The organism is Streptomyces sp. WAC05374 (assembly GCF_004353505.1).
Taxonomy (GTDB): Bacteria; Actinomycetota; Actinomycetes; order Streptomycetales; family Streptomycetaceae; genus Streptomyces.
The window spans coordinates 57163-75754 of the sequence record NZ_SMNQ01000023.1 but is presented as its reverse complement, the minus strand read 5'-3'; the positions used below and the strand labels follow the sequence as shown (position 1 = coordinate 75754).

The window sequence follows — 18592 nt, the reverse complement described above, 5'->3', positions numbered from 1 at the left end:
GCGTCAGACGGGGATGCCGGGGGCCGGGTGGGCGGCCATCAGGTCGGCGACCTCCGCGCGGATCGTGGCGAGGGCGGCCTCGTCGCCGGTGCGTGCCGCGGTGACGCCCCGGTCGATCCAGTCGGCGACGGCCGCCATGTGCTGCGTACCGAGACCGCGGGAGGTGAGGGAGGGGGTGCCGATGCGGATGCCGGACGGGTCGAAGGGCTTGCGCGGGTCGTAGGGGACGGTGTTGTAGTTCACGACGATCCCCGCCCGGTCCAGGGCCTTGGCGGCGACCTTGCCGGGGACGTCCTTGGGGGTGAGGTCCATCAGGATCAGGTGGTTGTCCGTGCCGCCGGAGACCAGGTCGAAGCCGCGGGCGAGGAGTGCGTCCGCGAGGGCCCTGGCGTTGGCGACGACCGCGTGCGCGTAGTCACGGAAGGAGGGCAGGCCCGCCTCGTGGAGGGCGACGGCGATGGCGGCGGTGGTCTGGTTGTGGGGGCCGCCCTGGAGGCCGGGGAAGACCGCCTTGTCGAGCGGCTTGGCGTACTGCTCGCGGCACATGAGCATCGCGCCGCGCGGTCCGCGCAGGGTCTTGTGGGTGGTCGTGGAGATCACGTCCGCGTGCGGCACCGGCGACGGGTGGGCGCCGCCCGCGATCAGGCCGGCGATGTGGGCGACGTCGGCCACCAGGACGGCGCCCGCCTCACGGGCGATCTCGGCGAACGCCGCGAAGTCGATGGTCCGGGGCAGCGCGGTGCCACCGCAGAAGATGACCTTGGGGCGCTCCTTGAGCGCGAGGTCGCGCACCTCGTCGAAGTCGATCAGCCCCGTGTCGTGGCGGACGCCGTACTGGACGCCGCGGAACCAGGTGCCGGTGGCCGAGACGCCCCAGCCGTGGGTGAGGTGGCCGCCCATGGGGAGGGCCATGCCCATCACGGTGTCGCCGGGTTCGGCGAAGGCGAGGTAGACGGCGAGGTTCGCCGGGGAGCCGGAGTAGGGCTGGACGTTGGCGTGGTCGACGCCGAAGAGGGCCTTGGCGCGGCCGATGGCGAGCCGTTCGACCTGGTCGATGTTCTGCTGGCCCTCGTAGTAGCGCCGGCCTGCGTAGCCCTCGCTGTACTTGTTCTGCAGGACGGTGCCCGAGGCCTCCAGGACGGCGTGCGAGACGTAGTTCTCGCTCGGGATCAGCCGCAGCGTCTCGGCCTGGAGCCGCTCCTCCGCGCCGACGAGCGCGGCGAGTTCGGGATCGGAGGCGGACAGGGCGGGGTGGTGGGCGGGAAGGGGAAGGCTGGTCATGGCGTCCTCCAAGGGGGCCGGCAGCACGGACGTGGTCTGCGGGTGCCCAGGCGGGCGGCACCCTCGTGTGGTCTGCCGCGCACGGCTCCCCCGGGGTCGCTTCCCCGTACGCCAGTCGCCGTGCGTGAACCCCACCCTAGCCGCCGCGCCCGGGGCGAGGTTTCTTCGTCCGCATGGCGAGCGACGATAGAAAGGGGCGCCACTCCCGCCCCACGCCGCAGGACGAACGGAGATCCCGTGTCGAGCACACAAGACGCGATCGCTTCCGCCGAGGCGCACAGCGCGCACAACTACCACCCGTTGCCCGTCGTCGTGTCGTCGGCGGACGGCGCCTGGATGACCGATGTGGAGGGGCGGCGCTACCTCGACATGCTCGCCGGCTACTCGGCGCTCAACTTCGGCCATGGCAACCGGCGGCTGATCGAGGCCGCGAAGGCGCAGCTCGAGCGGGTGACGCTGACGTCCCGCGCGTTCCACCACGACAGGTTCGCCGACTTCTGCGAGCGGCTCGCTCAGTTGTGCGGCATGGAGATGGTGCTGCCGATGAACACCGGGGCGGAGGCGGTGGAGACCGCCGTGAAGACCGCCCGCAAGTGGGGCTACCGCGTCAAGGGCGTGCCGGACGGCATGGCCAAGATCATCGTGGCGGCGAACAACTTCCACGGCCGGACGACCACAATCATCAGCTTCTCCACCGACCCCGAGGCGCGGGCGGACCACGGCCCGTACACGCCGGGCTTCGAGATCGTGCCGTACGGGGACCTGACGGCGATGGAGGAGGCCATGACGGAGAACACCGTGGCCGTCCTGCTGGAGCCGATCCAGGGCGAGGCCGGGGTGCTGGTGCCGCCGCCCGGGTACCTGCCGGCGGTCCGGGAGCTGACCCGGCGGCGGGACGTGCTGTTCATCGCGGACGAGATCCAGTCGGGCCTGGGCCGCACCGGCCGGACGTTCGCGTGCGAACACGAGGGCGTCGTCCCGGACATGTACCTGCTGGGCAAGGCGCTGGGCGGCGGTGTGGTGCCGGTGTCGGCGGTCGTGTCGAGCGCGGCGGTCCTCGGGGTGCACCGGCCGGGCGAGCACGGGTCGACGTTCGGCGGGAACCCGCTGGCGTGCGCGGTGGCCCTGGAGGTCGTGGCGATGCTGCGCACCGGCGAGTACCAGCAGCGGGCGGCCGAGCTGGGCGACCATCTCCACCACGAGCTGGGGCTGATGGTGGGCGGGGGCGCCGTGGAGGCGGTGCGCGGCCGGGGCCTGTGGGCCGGGGTGGACGTCGTGCCCGCCCTGGGCACGGGGCGGGAGATCTCGGAGCGGCTGATGGAGCGCGGGGTCCTGGTGAAGGACACCCACGGCTCGACGATCCGCATCGCCCCGCCGCTGGTGATCAGCAAGGAGGACCTGGACTGGGGCCTGGAGCAGTTGCGCCAGGTGCTGCGCTGACGGTTCAGGGCAGCGCGCGGCACAGGGCGTCCAGGGCGCCCGCCCAGGCGCTGTCGGTCGGGGTGGCGTAGCCCACCACCAGGGCGTCGCGGCCGGGCGGCACGTCGGGGTGGCGGAAGCGGTCCAGGCCCTGGACGGCCAGGCCCTGCCACGCGGCGGCCTGGACGACGGACCGCTCCGTGCCGGGCGGCAGCTCCAGCACGGCGTGGAGCCCGGCCGCGATGCCGCTGACGCGGATGTCGGGCGCCCGGTCGGCGAGCGCGGCCACGAGCTGGTCGCGCCGCCGCCGGTAGCGCAGCCGCATGCCCCGTACGTGCCGGTCGTACGCGCCGGAGCGGATGAACTCCGCCAGCGTCAGTTGGTCCAGCGCGCTCGACACCCAGTCGGAGTGGTCCTTCGCCGCCAGGACGTCCCCCACGAGGGCCTCCGGGAGCACCATCCAGCCCAGCCGTATCCCGGGCGTCAGCGACTTGCTCGCCGTGCCGAGGTAGACCACCCGCTCGGGGTCCAGGCCCTGGAGGGCGCCGACCGGCTGGCGGTCGTAGCGGAACTCGCCGTCGTAGTCGTCCTCCAGGATCAGCGCGCCCGTGCGCCGCGCCCAGTCGACGGCCTCGGCACGCCGGTCCGGCGGCAGTGCGCCACCGAGCGGGAACTGGTGGGCGGCCGTCATCAGGACCGCGCCCTCCCGGCCCAGCGCCCCGACCCTCGTGCCGGTCTCGTCGAAGGGCAGGGCGGGCGTGCGCAGACCGGCCTCGCCGAGCAGGTCCCAGTGGATGTCGAGCCCGTAGGACTCGACGGCCACGTCCCGCACCTGACGCCCCCGCAGCACCCGGGCCATCAGCCGCAGCCCGTGGACGAAGCCGGAGCAGATGACGATGCGGCCGGGGTCGGCGTACACGCCCCGGGCCCGTGCCAGGTAGTCGGCGAGGACGGTACGCAGCTCGATGCGGCCGTGCGGTTCGCCGTAGCCGAACGCCTCGTGCGGGGCGGACGTCAGCGCGCGGCGGGCCGCCTTGAGCCACTCGCCGCGCGGGAAGGACCCGAGGTCGGGCGTGCCGGGGTGCAGGGTGTGGGCGGCGGTGCGGCGCACGGGCGGGCGCCGGGCCGGTGCGGGGCGGGCCGGCGCGCCCCTGTGGGCACCGCCGCGGGGTGCCTGGCCCGGGCCGGGGCGCGGGGTGGCGCGCGGCGCGACGCGCGTGCCGGAGCCCTGCCGGGCGGTGAGCCAGCCCTCGGCCACGAGCTCGGCGTACGCGTCGGCGACCGTGTTGCGGGCGATGCCGAGGTCGGCGGCGAGCGAGCGGGAGGACGGCAGCCGTGTCCCGGGCGCGAGCCGCCCGGTCCGCACGGCCTCCCGCAGCGCGTCCATCAGGCCGGACCGCAGCCCGGGGCCGCGCAGGTCCAGGTGGAGGTCGGCGCCGAAAGCGGCCCAGGAATCCGTCATGGAAATGGACCATACCCGTGCGCCATCCACCCCGTACGGTCGTGGCCATGACGACAGAGACGACGACGCAGACCCAGCCCCACCCGCAGACCCCGGCGGACGCGTACGCCACCGAGCACTGCCCCCGCCTCGCCTGGACCGAGCACGCCCCCGAGGTCTTCAAGGCCATGATCCGGCTGGACGCGGCCGCCCGCCGGGGCGTGGACCCGGTCCTCCTCGAGCTCGTCAAGATCCGGGCCTCGCAGCTCAACCACTGCGCCTACTGCCTGGACATGCACACCAAGGACGCGCTGGCGGCCGGCGAGTCGGTCGAGCGGATCGTCCAGCTCAGCGCCTGGGAGGAGTCGCGGCACTTCTACACCGAGAAGGAGCTCGCGGCGATCGAACTGACGGAGGCGGTCACGGTCCTGACGGACGGTTTCGTCCCGGACGAGGTGTACGAGAGGGCCGCCGGGCACTTCGACGAGACGGAACTGGCCCAGCTCATCGCCGCGATCACGGTCATCAACGCCTGGAACCGCTTCGGTGTCGCCACCCGCCAGTCCCCGGGCCACTACACCCCCGGCCAGTTCAAGAGCGGCGCCAAGTGACGGACGCCGTCGCCGCGTTCCGCGCCCTGCACCATGGCCGGGCACCGGGCGACCCCTTGGTGCTGCCCGGCCCGTGGGACGCGGCCAGTGCCCGCGCCTTCGAGGAGGCCGGGTTCCCGGCCCTGGCCACGCCGTCCGCGGGGGTGGCGGCGTCCCTGGGGTACGAGGACGGTGCGACCCCCGCCGGTGAGATGTTCGCGGCCGTCCGCCGGATCACCCGGGCGGTCTCCGTGCCGGTGTCGGCGGACGTGGAGGGCGGTTACGGGCTCGCGCCGAAGGAGCTGGTCGCCCGCGTCCTGGAGGCCGGCGCGGTGGGCGTGAACCTGGAGGACTCCCGGGCCGGTGTGCTGCGGGAGCCGCGGGCGCACGCCGACTGGCTGGCCCGGGTACGGGCGGAGGCGGGCGACCGGCTGTTCCTGAACGCCCGCGTGGACTCCTTCCTCCGGGGCGTCACCGACCCGGAGGACGCCATCGCCCGGGCGCGGCTGTACGTGGCGGCGGGCGCCGACTGCGTGTACCCCATCGGCGTGCCGCCCGCGCACCTGCCGCTCCTGCGCGCGGAGATCGCGGGCCCCCTCAACGTGGCACCGCTCCCGGGCGGCCCGCCGGTCGCGGAGCTGGGGCGCCTGGGTGCCACGCGCGTCACGTTCGGCCCGGGGCTGCTGCACCGCGCGATGGACGCGGTGCGGGACATCGCCGGTCAGCTTCGGCGCAGTTCGTAGACCGTGCCGTCGTCGGTGTCGGTGACCGGGGTGAACCCGGCGCGGGTGACGACCGCGTGCGAGGGGGCGTTGCCGTGGTCGACGGTGGCGCGCAGCACGCTCACCCCGGGCTGGGCGAGGGCCCAGTCGGTGAGGGCGCGCACGGCCTCGGTGGCGTAGCCGTGGCCGCGGGCGCCCTCGACGAGGTCGTAGCCGATCTCGGCGCGGCCGTCGGCGTCCGGGGCGGCGTGGAAGCCGATGGCGCCCACCGCCCGGCGGTCGGCGGCCCGGACGATGGCGTACGTGCCCCAGCCCGGGCGGTACGTCCCCGCCTCGCGGGCCTCGGTCACCATGCCGGCGGCGAACCGGGTGCCCTCCGGCGGGCCGCCGTCGGCCCAGGTGAAGCCGCCGTCGCCGCCGCCGTGCAGGTCGGCCGCGACCAGCGGGGAGACCTCGCACAGCACCAGGCGCTCGGCGGCCACCGGGTCGGCGTACCAGCGCCAGACGGCCGGGCGCGGCCGGTCGTCGACGGCCGTGCGGCCCGTCGCCCGGAGCAGGGTCCGCCACGGGTCGTCCGTGCGCGGGACGTGGGGGAAGAGCGTGTCCAGGACGCGGGCGGCCAGGTGGCCGGGCGGCTGCCAGCCGGGAGTGCCGAGGGCGCCGAGGATGTCGTACGTGTGCAGCAGCGTCTCGACGACGCCCATGGCCGCGAAGCCGTCGGCCCCGGCCATGCCGTACGGGTGCCAGGCGCGGACGCCGTGGGGCGTGGTGCGGACGACGGCGGACAGCAGCCCGCCGGTCACCTCGATGACGCGGACGAGTCCGGCCGGGTCGGTGCCGGGCTCGGCGCTGAGGACGAAGGGGGCGTAGGAGTCGGTGGCCCGGCCGGTCAACTGCGTGGCGTAGCCGGTGAAGTCCTCGGCGATGTGGACCGCCGTGTCGTAACAGCTCCACTCCAGGCCGGCCGCCGGGCCGGACCAGTCCCGGTCCGCCACCGTGCGCAGCGCCGCGCTCGTGATCGCCACCGCTTCGTCGACGTCGTGCGCTCCCATGATCGTCATACCGGCGACCCTAGGGGCCCGTGCCCGGCCGGGGCCACCGGTTTTTCCCCCGGGGTGAACGTCCGCCGGGCCGTGCCGTTTCCGCCGGGCGCCGATATCCGCTGGGCCGTGCCGCCGTGGTGATCCATCCTGGGTCGCGAGCACGTGCCCGCCGCACCCGTCGAAGGGATTCCGCCGTGACCACGGAACGCACCGGCCCGCCTCTGGTCGGGGACGAACGCGCGATGCTGCGCGCCTTCCTGGACTACCACCGCGCCACTCTGGCCATGAAGTGCGACGGCCTGTCCGACGAGGACCTGCGCCGCCGTTCGATGCCGCCGTCGGCGCTCTCCCTGCTGGGCCTGGTCCGGCACATGGCCGAGGTGGAACGCGCCTGGTTCCGCCGGACCATGGCCGGCGAGGACGTCCCGCTCGTCTGGTCGCCCGAGGGCGACTACCAGGTGGCGTACGACGCGACGGGCGCCACGCGCGCGGAGGCGTTCGCCGCCTGGGAGGCGGAGGTCGAACACGCCCGCCGTGTCGAGGCGTCGGCCCCGTCGCTCGATGTCACGGGCCACAACGCCCGCTGGGGCATCGACGTCTCCCTGCGGCACGTGATGCTGCACCTGATCCACGAGTACGCGCGTCACAACGGGCACGCGGACCTGCTGCGCGAGGGTGTCGACGGCACGGTCGGGGCCTGACGCCCAAGCCGGTTGACATCAACCGCGGTCGAGGTTGAAAGCTGGACGGCGCAACGAACCCCTCACCCCGGGAGACATCATGAACCCGCAGGTCACCGGCGTACCGGTCCCGCAGGAGGACGTGGACGCCATCGTCGCGTTCGTCGCCGGCGTGCAGCACGCCCAGCAGAACGCCCTCCCCGGCGCCTTCATGGGCGGCTTCCGCCGGGACGCGTTCTGGACCACCGCCCACGGCAAGCGGCTGACCGGCTTCGACGAGATCAGCGCCTTCACGCACAAGGTCCTGCCCGGCACGATCGACCACGACGTGACCGCCACCTACGAGGTGGAGCACATCCTGTTCGTGCGGCCCGACGTCGCCGCGGTCAAGGTGCGCCAGCGGCCGGTCACCCGCGGTGGCGAGCGGCTCGACGAGGTGTTCCGGGGGCAGGCCGACCCGGCGTCCCTGGTGGCGGACAACCCGGACGCCGTGCCGGGCACCCCGCTGTACGTACTGGCCAAGGACGACGGGGTGTGGCGGGTCGCCGCCGCCCAGAACACCAAGGTCATCGACCCGGAGACGCTGGCCGCGGGCTGAGGGCCCGGCCCCGGGGCCCCGGGGCCGCGAGGGGCGATTCGCCCGATTATCCTGGTTTTGTGGATGATCGCGGTGAGCAGAGGCCGCCCGTCGGCGGAGTGCGTCCGGAGATCCTCGCCTCCTGGCAGCGCTCACGGTCCCTGGGGATCGACACCGAGGGTGCCGCCCTGCCGGTCGAGAGCGACCTCGATCCGGAGTCCCGGCTCGTCAGGGCCGCCGCACCGGTGCTGGAGCACCTGTGCGAACGGTTCTCCGGCCTGCCCGTCACGGTGACGCTGGCCGACGCCCGGGCGCACATCGTCGACCGGCGCGGCGACCCCGTCGGGCTGGACCTCATGGACGCCGCCTCGCTGGTCCCGGGCGCCAACGTCGACGAGCGGTTCATGGGCACCAGCAGCGTCAGCATGGTGCTGAGCACCCGGTCACCCTTCGTGGTCGTCGGCCACGAGCACTTCCTGCACAACCTCAAGGAGCTGACCTGTATGGCCGCCCCGGTGCGGGACCCGGTGGGCGGCAGCGTCCAGGGCGCGGTCAACCTCTCCATACCCAGGGAACTGGCCCGGCCCGGCATGGCGCTCGCCCTCCACGAGGCCACCGACCGGATCGCCGAACGCCTGCTGGAACTGAGCACCGCCAGGGAACGGAACCTGATGAGCTCCTTCCTGCACGCCCGCGAGCGCGGCGGCCACGGGCGGCTGCACCTGGAAACCGGCGAGCTCACGCCGCTCGGCGCGGCGGCGCCCCGGCTGGCCCCGCAGGAGCGGCTGGCGCTGCTGGAGAGCGCCATCGAGCTGATCTCCTCCGGCGGTGAGGCGTTCGCCGAGGTGGCGCTCGCGGGCGGCCGCGTGGCCACGCTGCGCCGCCGGGAGCTGCACCACGGCGAGGCGGAGGGCGCGGCCGTGGAGGTCAGCTTCGCCGACCCGGGCCGCGAGGGCCCGCGTGACCGGGCCGGCTCCGCCGCCGGCGGTACGACGGTCACCGCGACCGCCCCGGACGGCCGGGACGTGCCCCTGCTGCACCGCCCGCCCGGCCGGCCGGAGCAGCCCGGCGAGGCGGAGGGGGCCGGTGCGCGGCCCGACGCGTGGCTGCTGCTGGTGGGCGAGCCGGGGGTCGGCCGCCTGGCCGCCGAGGCGCGCGGGCGGCTGGCGCTGCTGAACGAGGCGGGCGCCCGCCTCGGCACCACCCTGGACGCGCGGCGCACCGCCGAGGAGCTGGCCGAGATCGCCGTACCGCGCTTCGCCGACGTCGTGGTGGTCGACCTCGTCGAGGGCGCCCTCGCGGGCGAGGAGCCCCCGGGCGGGCGCGCCGCCCCGAAGGCGGCCCTGCGCAGGGCGGCGGCCTGGGCGGGCGAGGACTCCCGCGACGCACCGGTCGGCCGGGTGGACGAGCCGGTCGCCTACCCGCCCGGCAGCCCGCAGGCCCGGTGCCTGGGCACCGGCAGGCCGGTGACGGACACGGTGCTGACCGCCGCCCTGACCGGTCCGCCGGCCGGTGACGAGCACCCCGTCGACCTGCTCGGCGAGGGCGTGCACTCCTACCTGGGCGCCCCGCTGTCCGCGCGGGGAGCCGTCCTGGGCCTGGTGGGGTTCTACCGGCGCGGCAGGACCTGGCCGTACGAGGAGGACGACCTGGCGCTGGCGGGCGAGCTGGCGGCGCGCGCCGCGATCAGCGTGGACAACGCCCGCCGCTACAGCCAGGAGCACCAGGCGTCCCTGACGCTCCAGCGGAGCCTGCTGCCGCGTGACACGCCCCGGCTGACGGCCGTGGAGCTGGCGTCCCGCTATCTGCCCGCCGACGCCCGGGCGGGCGTGGGCGGCGACTGGTTCGACGCGATCCCGCTGTCGGGGCTGCGCGTGGCCCTGGTCGTCGGGGACGTGGCCGGGCACGGGCTCCAGGCGGCGGCCACCATGGGCCGGCTGCGGACGGCCGTCCACACGCTGGCCGCCCTGGACCTGCCGCCCGAGGAGGTGCTGACCCACCTGGACGACCTGGTCAGCCGCACCTCCGGCGCCTCCCTGGAGGAGGACCCCGCCACGGCGGCGACCTGCCTGTACGCCGTGTACGACCCGGTGTCGTGCCGCTGCACGGCCGCCCGGGCCGGTCACCCGCCGCCCGCGCTGCTGGTGCCGGACGGCCCGGCGCGGCTGCTCGACCTGCCGGCCGGCCCGCCGCTGGGGCTCGGCGGGCTCCAGCCGTACGAACCGGGCACGGTCGACCTGCCGGAGGGCAGCCTGCTGGCGCTGTACACCGACGGCCTGCTCAAGGAGAGCCGCGGCTTCGGCGACACCGACACCGACGCCCGCACCAAGCAGCTCCTGGACGCGCTCGACGTGCCGGAGCCCTCCCTGGAGCGGATCTGCGACCGGGTCACCCGCACCCTGCTCCCCGACGGCCCCCGCGACGACGTGGCCCTGCTCCTGGCCCGCGTGCACGCGCTGCCCGACGACCGGGTGGCGTCCTGGGAGCTGCCCTCCGACCCCTCGGTGGTGGCCCGGGCCCGCGCCCTGACGCACCACCAGCTCGCCGAGTGGGACCTGACCGAGCTGGACTTCAGCACCGGCCTGGTGGTCAGCGAGCTGGTCACCAACGCCGTGCGGTACGGCGGCCAGGGGCCCGTGTCCCTGCGCCTGCTCCGCGACGGCTCGCTGATCTGCGAGGTGTCCGACCGCAGCAACACCTCGCCCCGTATCCGCCGCGCGGCGACCACCGAGGAGGGCGGCCGGGGCCTGTTCCTGGTCGCCCGGTTCACCAAGAGCTGGGGCGCCCGGTTCATGCCCCAGGGCAAGACGGTCTGGGCCGAACAGGTCCCGCCGGGCCGGCACACCACCCCCGAACCGGACGAGCAGACCCTGCTGGACATGTTCGGCGACCTCTAGACGCCCGGCCCCCGCCCTACTTCGGCAGCCAGGCCCGCCACGTCGACTCGTTGGCCTCGACCCACTTCTCGGCCGCCTCCTCGGGCGCGAGCTTCTGCTCGGCGATCATCAGCGCGACGTCGTTCTGCGCCTCGGTCGTCCAGCGGAAGTTCTTCAGGAAGGCGGCCGCCTTCCCGCCCTTCTTCGCGAAGTCGGCGTTGAGGAACTTCTGGAGCGGGGTGTGCGGGTAGGCACAGGCGACCTTCTCGGGGTCGGCGTCGCAGCCCTCCTTGTAGGCGGGCAGCTTCACCTCCGTCATCGGCACCTTCTCGAACAGCCACTGCGGCTTGTACCAGTACGTCAGGAAGGGCTTCTTCTCCTTGGCGAACTGCTTGATCTGGGTGATCTGCGCCGCCTCGGAGCCGGCGAAGACGACCTTGTAGTCCAGGCCGAGGTTCTTCACCAGCGCCTTGTCGTTGGTGACGTAGGACGGCGAGCCGTCCATGAGCTGGCCCTTGCCGCCGCTCTCCGCCGTGCGGAACTGGTCCGCGTACTTGTTGAGGTTCTTCCAGTCGGTGACGTCCGGGTGCTTCTCGGCGAAGTACGTGGGGACGAACCAGCCGATGTGGCCGGTCACGCCCAGGTCCCCGCCGCGGGCGATGGTCTTCTTGTCCTCGACGTACCGCTGCTCCTGCTCCGGGTGGCCCCAGTCCTCCATGAGGGCGTCCACCCGGCCCTGGCTGAGGGCGTCCCAGGCGGGGACCTCGTCGACCTGGACGGTGTCGACGCGGTAGCCCAGCTCGTGCTCGAGCAGGTACTTGGCCACGGCCACGTTGGCCTGGGCTCCCACCCAGGACTGGAGCGACAGGGTGACCGTCTTCGCGCCCTGGGCGGCGGCGTACGGGGACGCCTGCCTGGTCATGTCGGCGGCGCCGCAGGCGGTCAGGGGCAGCAGGGTCACTGCCGCGAACAGGGGGGCCAGGATGCGCTTACGCACGCTCGGCCTCCTTTCCGGTGGGCTGGGTGACCCGGTCGAGCATCAGGCCCAGGCAGACGATGGCGGCGCCGGCGACCAGGCCGGTCGCCAGGTCGCCCTGGGCGAGGCCGAAGACGACGTCGTAACCGAGGGCGCCACCGCCGACCAGGCCGCCGATGATGACGACGGCGAGGACGAGGACGACCGCCTGGTTGACGGCCAGCAGCAGGGCGGGCCGGGCCAGCGGGAGCTGGACCTGGAGCAGTTGCTGCCGACCCGTGGCGCCCAGCGAGCGGGCGGACTCCATCGCGACCGGGTCGACGTTCCTGAGGCCCTGGGTGGTGATGCGGACGACGGCGGGCAGGGCGTACACCACGGCGGCGGCGACCGCCGGGGCGCGGCCCACGCCGAAAAGGGCGACCACGGGGATCAGGTACACGAACTGCGGCATGGTCTGGAAGACGTCCAGGACCGGGCGCAGGCAGCGCTCCACCCGGGCGCTGCGGGCCGCCGCCACGGCGATGGCGAACCCCAGCACGAGTGTGACCGCGACGGCGGCCAGGACCTGCGAGAGCGTGTCGAGGGACGCGTCCCACACGCCCAGCACGCCGATGGCGGCCATGGCGGCGACGGCGGTCAGCGCGGTGCGCCAGGTGCCGACGAGCAGCGCCAGCACACCGACGACCAGCAGCAGCGACCACCAGGGCAGCGCCTGGAGCCCGTCCCGTACGGGGTCGAGGACCCAGCCGGTGAAGTGGGCCGCCCAGTCGGCGGTGCCGCCGATGACGGGGACGCCCGAGTAGAGGTGGGCGGTCATCCAGTCGACGGCCCGGTTGACCGGGTCGGCGATGCCGACGTGCCAGGCCGCGGGCCAGGTGTCCCCGCCGATGAGCCGGCCGGTCACGGCGGCGGCCACCACGGCGACCGCGCAGGCCGCCCAGTCCCGGCCGCGCACGGCGCGCGCGCCGGTGGCCGTGCGGTCCAGCACCACGGCGAGCAGCACGATGGGGATGCCGGCGGCGAGGGCGGCGCCCACGTCGACGGAGGCGAGCGCCTGGTAGACCCGGTCGCCGAGGCCGCCGGCGCCGATGACGGACGCGATGACCGCCATCGACAGGGCCATCATGATCGACTGGTTGACGCCGAGGAGGAGTTCCTTGCGCGCGAGCGGCAGCCGGGCGGTCAGCAGCCGCTGCGTGCCCGTCGCGCCCAGGGAGGCGGAGGCCTCCAGGACGCCCGGGTCGGCGCCGCGCAGGCCGAGCGCGGTGAGGCGTGCCATGGGCGGGGCGGCGTAGACGACGGTCGCGAGGACGGCGGCGGGGACGCCGATGCCGAAGACCAGGACGACGGGGAGCAGGTAGGCGAACGCGGGCAGCACCTGCATGGTGTCGAGGACGGGCCGCAGCGCCCGGTACGTGCGGTCCGACAGCCCGGCGGCGAGGCCGAGCAGGGCGCCCAGCGCGACGGACGCGGCCACCGCGACGACCATCAGGGCGAGGGTCTGCATGGTGGGCACCCACATGCCGAGCAGCCCGCACACGGCGAACGAGGCGACGGCGGTGAGCGCGAGGCGCACGCCCGCCACCCGCCAGGCGATCAGCCCGGCGGCGGCGGTGACTCCGGCCCATCCGGCGGCGAGGAGCACCAGGTAGACGCCGCGCACGGACAGGACGACGGCGTTGCTGACGTGCCCGAAGAAGTAGAGGAACAGCGGGTGGCTGTCGCGGTTGTCGACGATCCAGTCGCTGGCGGAGCCGAGCGGCCCGGACAGGTCGGCTTCGAGCGCGGCGGGCCAGCTTCCGCCGCCGGCCAGGAGGAGCCCGAGCGGCACGAGGGCCAGGGCGGCGGCCAGCGGCCAGTACCTGCGGGCGACGGCCGGCAGGCGCGGCTGGGCGGGGGCGGTGACGGCTGCGGTCATGCCGCCGCCTTCCCCACGGGGACGCCCGCAACGACGGACAGCAGCCCCTCGTGGTCCACGACGCCCACGCAGCGGCCGGAGTCGACGACGCGCACCGGGCCGCCGCTGCGGGCGACCGCCTCGATGGCCTCGGAGACGGTCGCGCCGGGGGTGACGGCCGGGCCGGAGTCGGCGTCGCCGTCGCAGGGCGGCCGCATGGCGGTGCGTACGGTGATGACCTGCTCGCGCGGCACGTCCCGCACGAAGTCGCGTACGTAGTCGTCGGCGGGCGAGCCGACGATCTCCTCGGGCGTGCCGCACTGCACGATGCGGCCGTCGCGCATCAGGGCGATGCGGTCGCCGAGGCGCAGCGCCTCGTTGAGGTCATGGGTGATGAAGATCATCGTGCGGCCCTCCTCGCGGTGGAGCCGGACGACCTCCTCCTGCATGTCGCGCCGGATCAGCGGGTCGAGCGCGCTGAACGGCTCGTCGAACAGCAGTACTTCGGGGTCGACGGCCAGTGCGCGGGCGAGGCCGACGCGCTGCTGCTGGCCGCCGGAGAGCTGGCCGGGTTTGCGGTCCTCCATGCCCTCCAGGCCGACCTTGGCGACGACCTCGGCGGCCCTGGCGCGCCGCTCGGCGCGGCTCATGCCCTGGATCTCCAGCCCGTAGGCGACGTTGTCGACGACCGAGCGGTGGGGCAGCAGGCCGAAGTGCTGGAAGACCATGGCGGCGCGGTGGCGGCGCAGTTCACGCAGCCGGGCCTTGTCCATGGACAGGATGTCCTCGCCGTCGATGGCGACGGTGCCGGAGGTCGGCTCGATGAGCCGGGTCAGGCAGCGCACGAGGGTGGACTTGCCGGAGCCGGACAGGCCCATGACGACGAACACCTCGCCCTTGCGGACGTCGAAGGAGACGTCCCGGACGGCGGCGGTGCAGCCGGTGCGCTCGCGCAGTTCGGCGGCGGGCAGTCCGGCGAGGTCCGAGCCGGGTACCCGGTCGGCCTTGGGGCCGAAGACCTTCCACAGGTTCTCGACGGAGAAGACGGGTGTCGTGTCGACCGGTGCCGTACTCATCGGGCACCACCTCCCAGCAGTTCGGCGGCTTTTTCGCCGACCATCAGCACCCCGATCATCGGGTTGACGGCGGGCATGGTCGGGAAGACGGACGCGTCGGCGATGCGGATGCCGTCGAGCCCGCGGATCGTCAGGTCGGGTCCCACGACGGCCTGTTCGTCGTCGACGGCGCCCATGCGGCAGGTGCCGGCGGGGTGGTACACGGTGTGCGCGACCTTGCGGGCGTACTCGCTGAGCTCCTCGTCGCCGGTCACCTCGGGGCCGGGGCAGACCTCGCGCTTGAGCCAGCCGGCGAGCGGCTCGGCCTTGGCGATCTCGCGGGCGATGCGGATGCCGTCCACGAGGGTCCGGCCGTCGTAGTCGTCCTCGTCGGTGAAGTACCGGAAGTCGAGGGCGGGCTTGACCTCGGGGTCGGCGCTGGTGAGGTAGAGGCGGCCGCGGCTGCGCGGCTTGGGGATGTTCGGCGTCATCGACACGCCGTGCGCGGGGCGTTCGTAGCCCAGCCGCTCGGGGTTGTCGGTGAACGGTATCTGGTAGAAGTGGAACATCAGGTCCGGTCCCTTGGACGCGGGGTCGCGGCGCACGAAGAGACCGGCGTCGCTGTCCATGGCGGAGTTCTCCGGGATGGGCCCGTTCGTCTCCCAGACGATGACCGACTCGGGGTGGTCGAGCAGGTTCTCGCCGACGCCCGGCAGGTCGTGGACGACCGGGATGCCCAGCTTCTCGAGGTCCTCCCGGGGGCCGATGCCGGAGTGCAGCAGCAGCCGGGGCGTGTCCACGGCTCCCGCGCAGAGGAGGACCTCGCGCCGGGCGGTGACGAGCCGCTCGGTCCCGTCCTTGGCGCGGACGTGGACGCCGGTCGCCCTCGTGCCGTCGAGCCGGAGCTTGTACGCCCAGGTCTCCAGCATCAGGTGGAGGTTGGGGCGTTCGTCCATGACGGGGTGGAGGTACGCGACGGAGGCGGACGAGCGCTTGTTGTTCTCCGGGTGGTAGGCCAGGTCGAAGAACCCGACGCCCTCGTGGAACGGCTTCTTGTTGAAGCCCTCGACGCGCGGGACGCCGAGCGCGGCCTGGGCGGCGTCGACGAAGTCGCGGGCGATGGCGTTCCGGTCCTTCTCGTCGACGGAGACGATGTTGTTGAGGAGCTTGTCGAAGTACGGGTCCATGGCGGTGGCGTTCCAGCCGTCGGCCCCGGCCTCCTCCCACTCGTCCCAGTCGGAGGGCAGCGGCTTGAAGGAGATCAGCGTGTTGTGCGACGAGCAGCCGCCGAGGACGCGGGCGCGGCTGTGGCGGATGTGGGAGTTGCCGCGCGGCTGCTCGGTGGTGGGGTAGTCGTAGTCGAGGTCGCCGCCGAGCAGGCCCATCCAGCGGCGCAGGGTCAGGACGTCGGGGCGGTCGACGTCGGAGGGGCCGCCCTCGATGACGGCGACGGTGACGCCGGGGTCGGCGCTGAGCCGGTGGGCGATGACGCTGCCGGCGGTGCCGCCGCCGACGATGACGTAGTCGTACACGGTGTCGGACATGGTGGGTTCCCTGTTTCCGGCTCAGCCCGCGAACCAGCGCACGGGGCGCGGGGCGAGGTTCTGATAGACGTGCTTGGTCTCGCGGTATTCGGCGAGCCCGGCGGGGCCCAGTTCGCGGCCGATGCCGCTCTTGCCGAATCCGCCCCACTCCGCCTGCGGCAGGTAGGGGTGGAAGTCGTTGATCCAGACGGTGCCGTGGCGCAGCCGTCCGGCGACGCGGCGGGCACGGCCGGGGTCGGCGGACCAGACGCCGCCGGCCAGGCCGTACTCGGTGTCGTTGGCGAGCGCGACGGCCTCGTCCTCGGTGCGGAAGGTCTCGACGGTGAGGACCGGGCCGAAGACCTCTTCGCGGACGACGCGCATGGAGCGGTCGCAGCGGTCGAGGACGGTGGGGCGGTAGAAGTAGCCGTCCCCGTACGCCGGTCCGGTGGGGCGCTCGCCGCCGGCGCGCAGGACGGCGCCCTCGGCGAGGGCGGAGGCGACGTACTCCTCGGTGCGGGCGAGCTGCTGGGCGGAGACGAGGGGGCCGCACTCGACGCCCTTCTCGGTGCCCCGGCCGATGCGGATCCTCTCGGCGCGGCGGGCGAGTTCGGCGACGAACCGCTCGCGCAGGGACTCCTCGACGATGAGGCGGGAGCCGGCGGAGCAGACCTGGCCGCTGTGGATGAACGCGGCGTTGAGCGCTTGGTCGACGGCGGTGTCGAAGCCCTCGTCGGTGGCGCAGGCGTCGGCGAAGACGACGTTGGGGTTCTTGCCGCCCAGTTCGAGGGCGACCTTCTTGACGCTGTCGGCGGCGGCGCGCATCACCTTCGTACCGCTGACGAGTCCGCCGGTGAAGGACACCAGGTCCACGTCGGGGTGTTCGGACATGCGGGCGCCGACGGGGTCGCCCGGGCCGGTGACGAGGTTGGCCACGCCGGCGGGCAGCCCGGCCTCCGTCAGGAGCCGGATGAGGGCGACGGTGGTGAGGGGGGTGATCTCGCTGGGCTTGATCACGAAGGTGTTGCCCGCCGCCAGGGCCGGGGCGATCTTCCAACTGGCCTGGAGGAGGGGGTAGTTCCAGGGGGTGATCAGCGCGCAGACGCCGACGGGTTCGTGGACGACGACGCTGTGGATGTCGGGTGATCCGGCGTCGACGACCCGCCCGCCGCTCTCGTTCATCACGAGGTCGGCGAAGTAGCGGAAGGCGTCGGTGACGCAGTCGACGTCGACGCGGCCCTCTTCCAGGGTCTTTCCGGCGTCGCGGCTCTCCAGCAGGCCGATCTCCTCGCGGTCCCGCTGGAGCAGGTCGGCGACGCGCCGCAGCAGCGCGGCCCGCTCGGCCACCGGGGTGCGGGGCCAGGGGCCCTGGTCGAACGCGGCGCGGGCGGCGGCGACGGCGGCGTCGGTGTCCTCGAGCCCGCCCTCCGCGACGACCGCGAGGGTCGTGGCGTCGGCGGGGTCGAGGATCTCGCGTGTGGCGCCGTTGGCGGCTGCCCGCCACTCCCCGCCCACGTGGATGGTCTGTTGGTCCGACACGTCGCGTTTGCCTTCCGTTCCCGATCTTTTCGTCACCGACGGTGGTCGGCGACCCGGGTCCCTGCCCCGGGGAACGGAAAGCATGCGCGAAAGTGGGTTTGCTCACTCCCGGCCGGGGTAGCCGGGGCGTCGCGCTCAGTGGCCGTGCGGCGCCTCGTCCACCTCGTCGGGGGCGTCGTCCTGCACCCGCAGGCAGGCCACCCACGAGGGCAGCAGCCAGTGCGTGACCAGCAGCGCGAACAGTGCCGGGAACAGCAGCGCGCCGTCGAAACGGACGCCGCCGAGCCAGGTGGCGAGCCCCACTCCGGCCGCCCCGGCGAAGAGCAGTCCCAGGGTGATCCGGTGGGCGATCGCCCGGACCCGGTCGCGCTCCACGAGCTGACGCTCGTCCAGCATGTGGCCGCGCAACTGGAGCAGCCCCCGCGTGGCGCCGTTGAGGACGCCCATCGCCACCGACCAGGGCGCGACGAGGACGAGGATCGCGACCGCGTACCAGACGGAGACGCCGTGGACGGCCCCGAGCCAGCCCGCCACCGTCGCCGCGGTCAGCGCGATGTGCGCGGCGACGGCCGTGCGCCGCCGCGCGGCGGTGGCGTACATGGCGGCCCCGGCGTCCCGGTTCATGATCATGTACATGCGCCGGTCGTTGCGCGTCGCGGTGATGGTCACTGCTTCCTCCCGTGTGCCCCGTAGATCTCGTCGGTGAGCGGCTGGAACGGCTCCAGCGAGAACAGTGCCTCCACCGGCAGCCCGAAGTACCGGGCCGCCTTCAGAGCCAGGTCGAGGCTCGGGTTGTACTGGCCCCGCTCGATGTAGCCGATGGTCTGGTAGTGGACGCCGAGCGCGTCCGCCAGTGCCTGGCGCGACACCTTCCGCTCCGCCCTCACCACGGCCAGCCTGTTGTGTACCTGCTCGCTCATGTATAAGAAGTACTACATTCATGAGTACTTTCGCAATGATCCGAATGGATGAC

General features: G+C 73.8%; 16 protein-coding genes and 1 riboswitch. Of the genes, 6 read left to right on the top strand and 10 right to left on the bottom strand.

What is annotated here, in order from left to right:
- Positions 1–3: 3 nt before the first annotated feature.
- A complete protein-coding gene (gene glyA / locus E2B92_RS29370; protein WP_133087757.1) occupies positions 4–1281 on the bottom strand; it encodes a serine hydroxymethyltransferase in 1278 nt (425 codons plus the stop codon).
- Between the two features lie 37 nt (positions 1282–1318).
- Positions 1319–1410, bottom strand: a riboswitch (ZMP/ZTP riboswitch).
- Positions 1411–1518: 108 nt separating this feature from the next.
- On the opposite strand from glyA, the gene rocD reads away from it, so the two are divergent.
- A complete protein-coding gene (rocD, locus tag E2B92_RS29365) occupies positions 1519–2721 on the top strand; it encodes an ornithine--oxo-acid transaminase (RefSeq protein WP_126886221.1) in 1203 nt (400 codons plus the stop codon).
- 4 nt (positions 2722–2725) lie between these two features.
- On the opposite strand, the gene pdxR is transcribed toward rocD, so the two are convergent.
- Positions 2726–4162 carry a MocR-like pyridoxine biosynthesis transcription factor PdxR gene (gene pdxR, locus E2B92_RS29360; protein ID WP_126886219.1) on the bottom strand — a complete coding sequence of 479 codons (1437 nt, stop codon included), beginning with the start codon at positions 4160–4162 and terminating at the stop codon, positions 2726–2728.
- 47 nt (positions 4163–4209) lie between these two features.
- Between pdxR and E2B92_RS29355 the strand changes: the two genes are divergently transcribed.
- Complete coding sequence (locus tag E2B92_RS29355; protein ID WP_126886217.1) at positions 4210–4752, top strand: carboxymuconolactone decarboxylase family protein; 543 nt, start codon at positions 4210–4212, stop codon at positions 4750–4752.
- Complete coding sequence (locus E2B92_RS29350; RefSeq protein ID WP_126886215.1) at positions 4749–5474, top strand: isocitrate lyase/PEP mutase family protein; 726 nt, start codon at positions 4749–4751, stop codon at positions 5472–5474. The genes E2B92_RS29355 and E2B92_RS29350 overlap by 4 nt, the downstream gene beginning before the upstream one ends.
- Here the strand turns inward: E2B92_RS29350 and E2B92_RS29345 are convergent.
- A complete protein-coding gene (locus tag E2B92_RS29345; RefSeq protein WP_126886213.1) occupies positions 5453–6514 on the bottom strand; it encodes a GNAT family N-acetyltransferase in 1062 nt (353 codons plus the stop codon). The two genes, E2B92_RS29350 and E2B92_RS29345, sit on opposite strands and share 22 nt — an antisense overlap.
- Positions 6515–6690: 176 nt before the next feature.
- Between E2B92_RS29345 and E2B92_RS29340 the strand changes: the two genes are divergently transcribed.
- The 3 genes from E2B92_RS29340 (at position 6691) to E2B92_RS29330 (ending at position 10650) form a co-directional block, all read left to right on the top strand.
- Positions 6691–7197, top strand: a complete 507-nt coding sequence (locus E2B92_RS29340; RefSeq protein WP_185923623.1) for a DinB family protein — start codon at positions 6691–6693, stop codon at positions 7195–7197.
- A 79-nt stretch (positions 7198–7276) separates the two neighbouring features.
- Positions 7277–7774 (top strand): SgcJ/EcaC family oxidoreductase, encoded by a 498-nt coding sequence (locus E2B92_RS29335; protein WP_126886211.1) that lies wholly within the window; start codon positions 7277–7279, stop codon positions 7772–7774.
- Positions 7775–7833: 59 nt separating this feature from the next.
- Complete coding sequence (locus tag E2B92_RS29330) at positions 7834–10650, top strand: SpoIIE family protein phosphatase (RefSeq protein WP_235024030.1); 2817 nt, start codon at positions 7834–7836, stop codon at positions 10648–10650.
- 16 nt (positions 10651–10666) lie between these two features.
- On the opposite strand, the gene E2B92_RS29325 is transcribed toward E2B92_RS29330, so the two are convergent.
- From E2B92_RS29325 to E2B92_RS29295, 7 genes are all read right to left on the bottom strand, one after another.
- Positions 10667–11626, bottom strand: a complete 960-nt coding sequence (locus E2B92_RS29325; RefSeq protein ID WP_399431754.1) for an ABC transporter substrate-binding protein — start codon at positions 11624–11626, stop codon at positions 10667–10669.
- Entirely contained in the window at positions 11619–13523 is a 1905-nt protein-coding gene (locus E2B92_RS29320; protein WP_126886209.1) for an ABC transporter permease subunit, read from the bottom strand. The genes E2B92_RS29325 and E2B92_RS29320 overlap by 8 nt, the downstream gene beginning before the upstream one ends.
- Positions 13520–14578: a quaternary amine ABC transporter ATP-binding protein gene (locus E2B92_RS29315; RefSeq protein WP_126886207.1), complete on the bottom strand. Its 1059-nt coding sequence runs from the start codon at positions 14576–14578 to the stop codon at positions 13520–13522. Before E2B92_RS29315 ends, E2B92_RS29320 begins: the two co-directional genes overlap by 4 nt.
- Positions 14575–16101, bottom strand: coding sequence for a GMC family oxidoreductase (locus tag E2B92_RS29310; protein ID WP_126886206.1), 1527 nt, complete (start codon positions 16099–16101; stop codon positions 14575–14577). The genes E2B92_RS29315 and E2B92_RS29310 overlap by 4 nt, the downstream gene beginning before the upstream one ends.
- A 21-nt stretch (positions 16102–16122) precedes the next feature.
- Positions 16123–17619, bottom strand: a complete 1497-nt coding sequence (locus E2B92_RS29305) for an aldehyde dehydrogenase family protein (RefSeq protein WP_126886204.1) — start codon at positions 17617–17619, stop codon at positions 16123–16125.
- A 135-nt stretch (positions 17620–17754) separates the two neighbouring features.
- Positions 17755–18288 (bottom strand): hypothetical protein, encoded by a 534-nt coding sequence (locus E2B92_RS29300; protein ID WP_235024029.1) that lies wholly within the window; start codon positions 18286–18288, stop codon positions 17755–17757.
- A complete protein-coding gene (locus E2B92_RS29295; protein ID WP_126886202.1) occupies positions 18285–18539 on the bottom strand; it encodes a helix-turn-helix transcriptional regulator in 255 nt (84 codons plus the stop codon). The genes E2B92_RS29300 and E2B92_RS29295 overlap by 4 nt, the downstream gene beginning before the upstream one ends.
- Between the last annotated feature and the right edge of the window lie 53 nt (positions 18540–18592).

Coding starts and splice junctions, on each gene's coding strand:
- glyA (WP_133087757.1), bottom strand. CDS start 1,281: ATGACCAGCCTTCCCCTTCCCGCCCACCACCCCGCCCTGTCCGCCTCC.
- pdxR (WP_126886219.1), bottom strand. CDS start 4,162: ATGACGGATTCCTGGGCCGCTTTCGGCGCCGACCTCCACCTGGACCTG.
- E2B92_RS29355 (WP_126886217.1), top strand. CDS start 4,210: ATGACGACAGAGACGACGACGCAGACCCAGCCCCACCCGCAGACCCCG.
- E2B92_RS29345 (WP_126886213.1), bottom strand. CDS start 6,514: ATGACGATCATGGGAGCGCACGACGTCGACGAAGCGGTGGCGATCACG.
- E2B92_RS29335 (WP_126886211.1), top strand. CDS start 7,277: ATGAACCCGCAGGTCACCGGCGTACCGGTCCCGCAGGAGGACGTGGAC.
- E2B92_RS29320 (WP_126886209.1), bottom strand. CDS start 13,523: ATGACCGCAGCCGTCACCGCCCCCGCCCAGCCGCGCCTGCCGGCCGTC.
- E2B92_RS29315 (WP_126886207.1), bottom strand. CDS start 14,578: ATGAGTACGGCACCGGTCGACACGACACCCGTCTTCTCCGTCGAGAAC.
- E2B92_RS29310 (WP_126886206.1), bottom strand. CDS start 16,101: ATGTCCGACACCGTGTACGACTACGTCATCGTCGGCGGCGGCACCGCC.
- E2B92_RS29295 (WP_126886202.1), bottom strand. CDS start 18,539: ATGAGCGAGCAGGTACACAACAGGCTGGCCGTGGTGAGGGCGGAGCGG.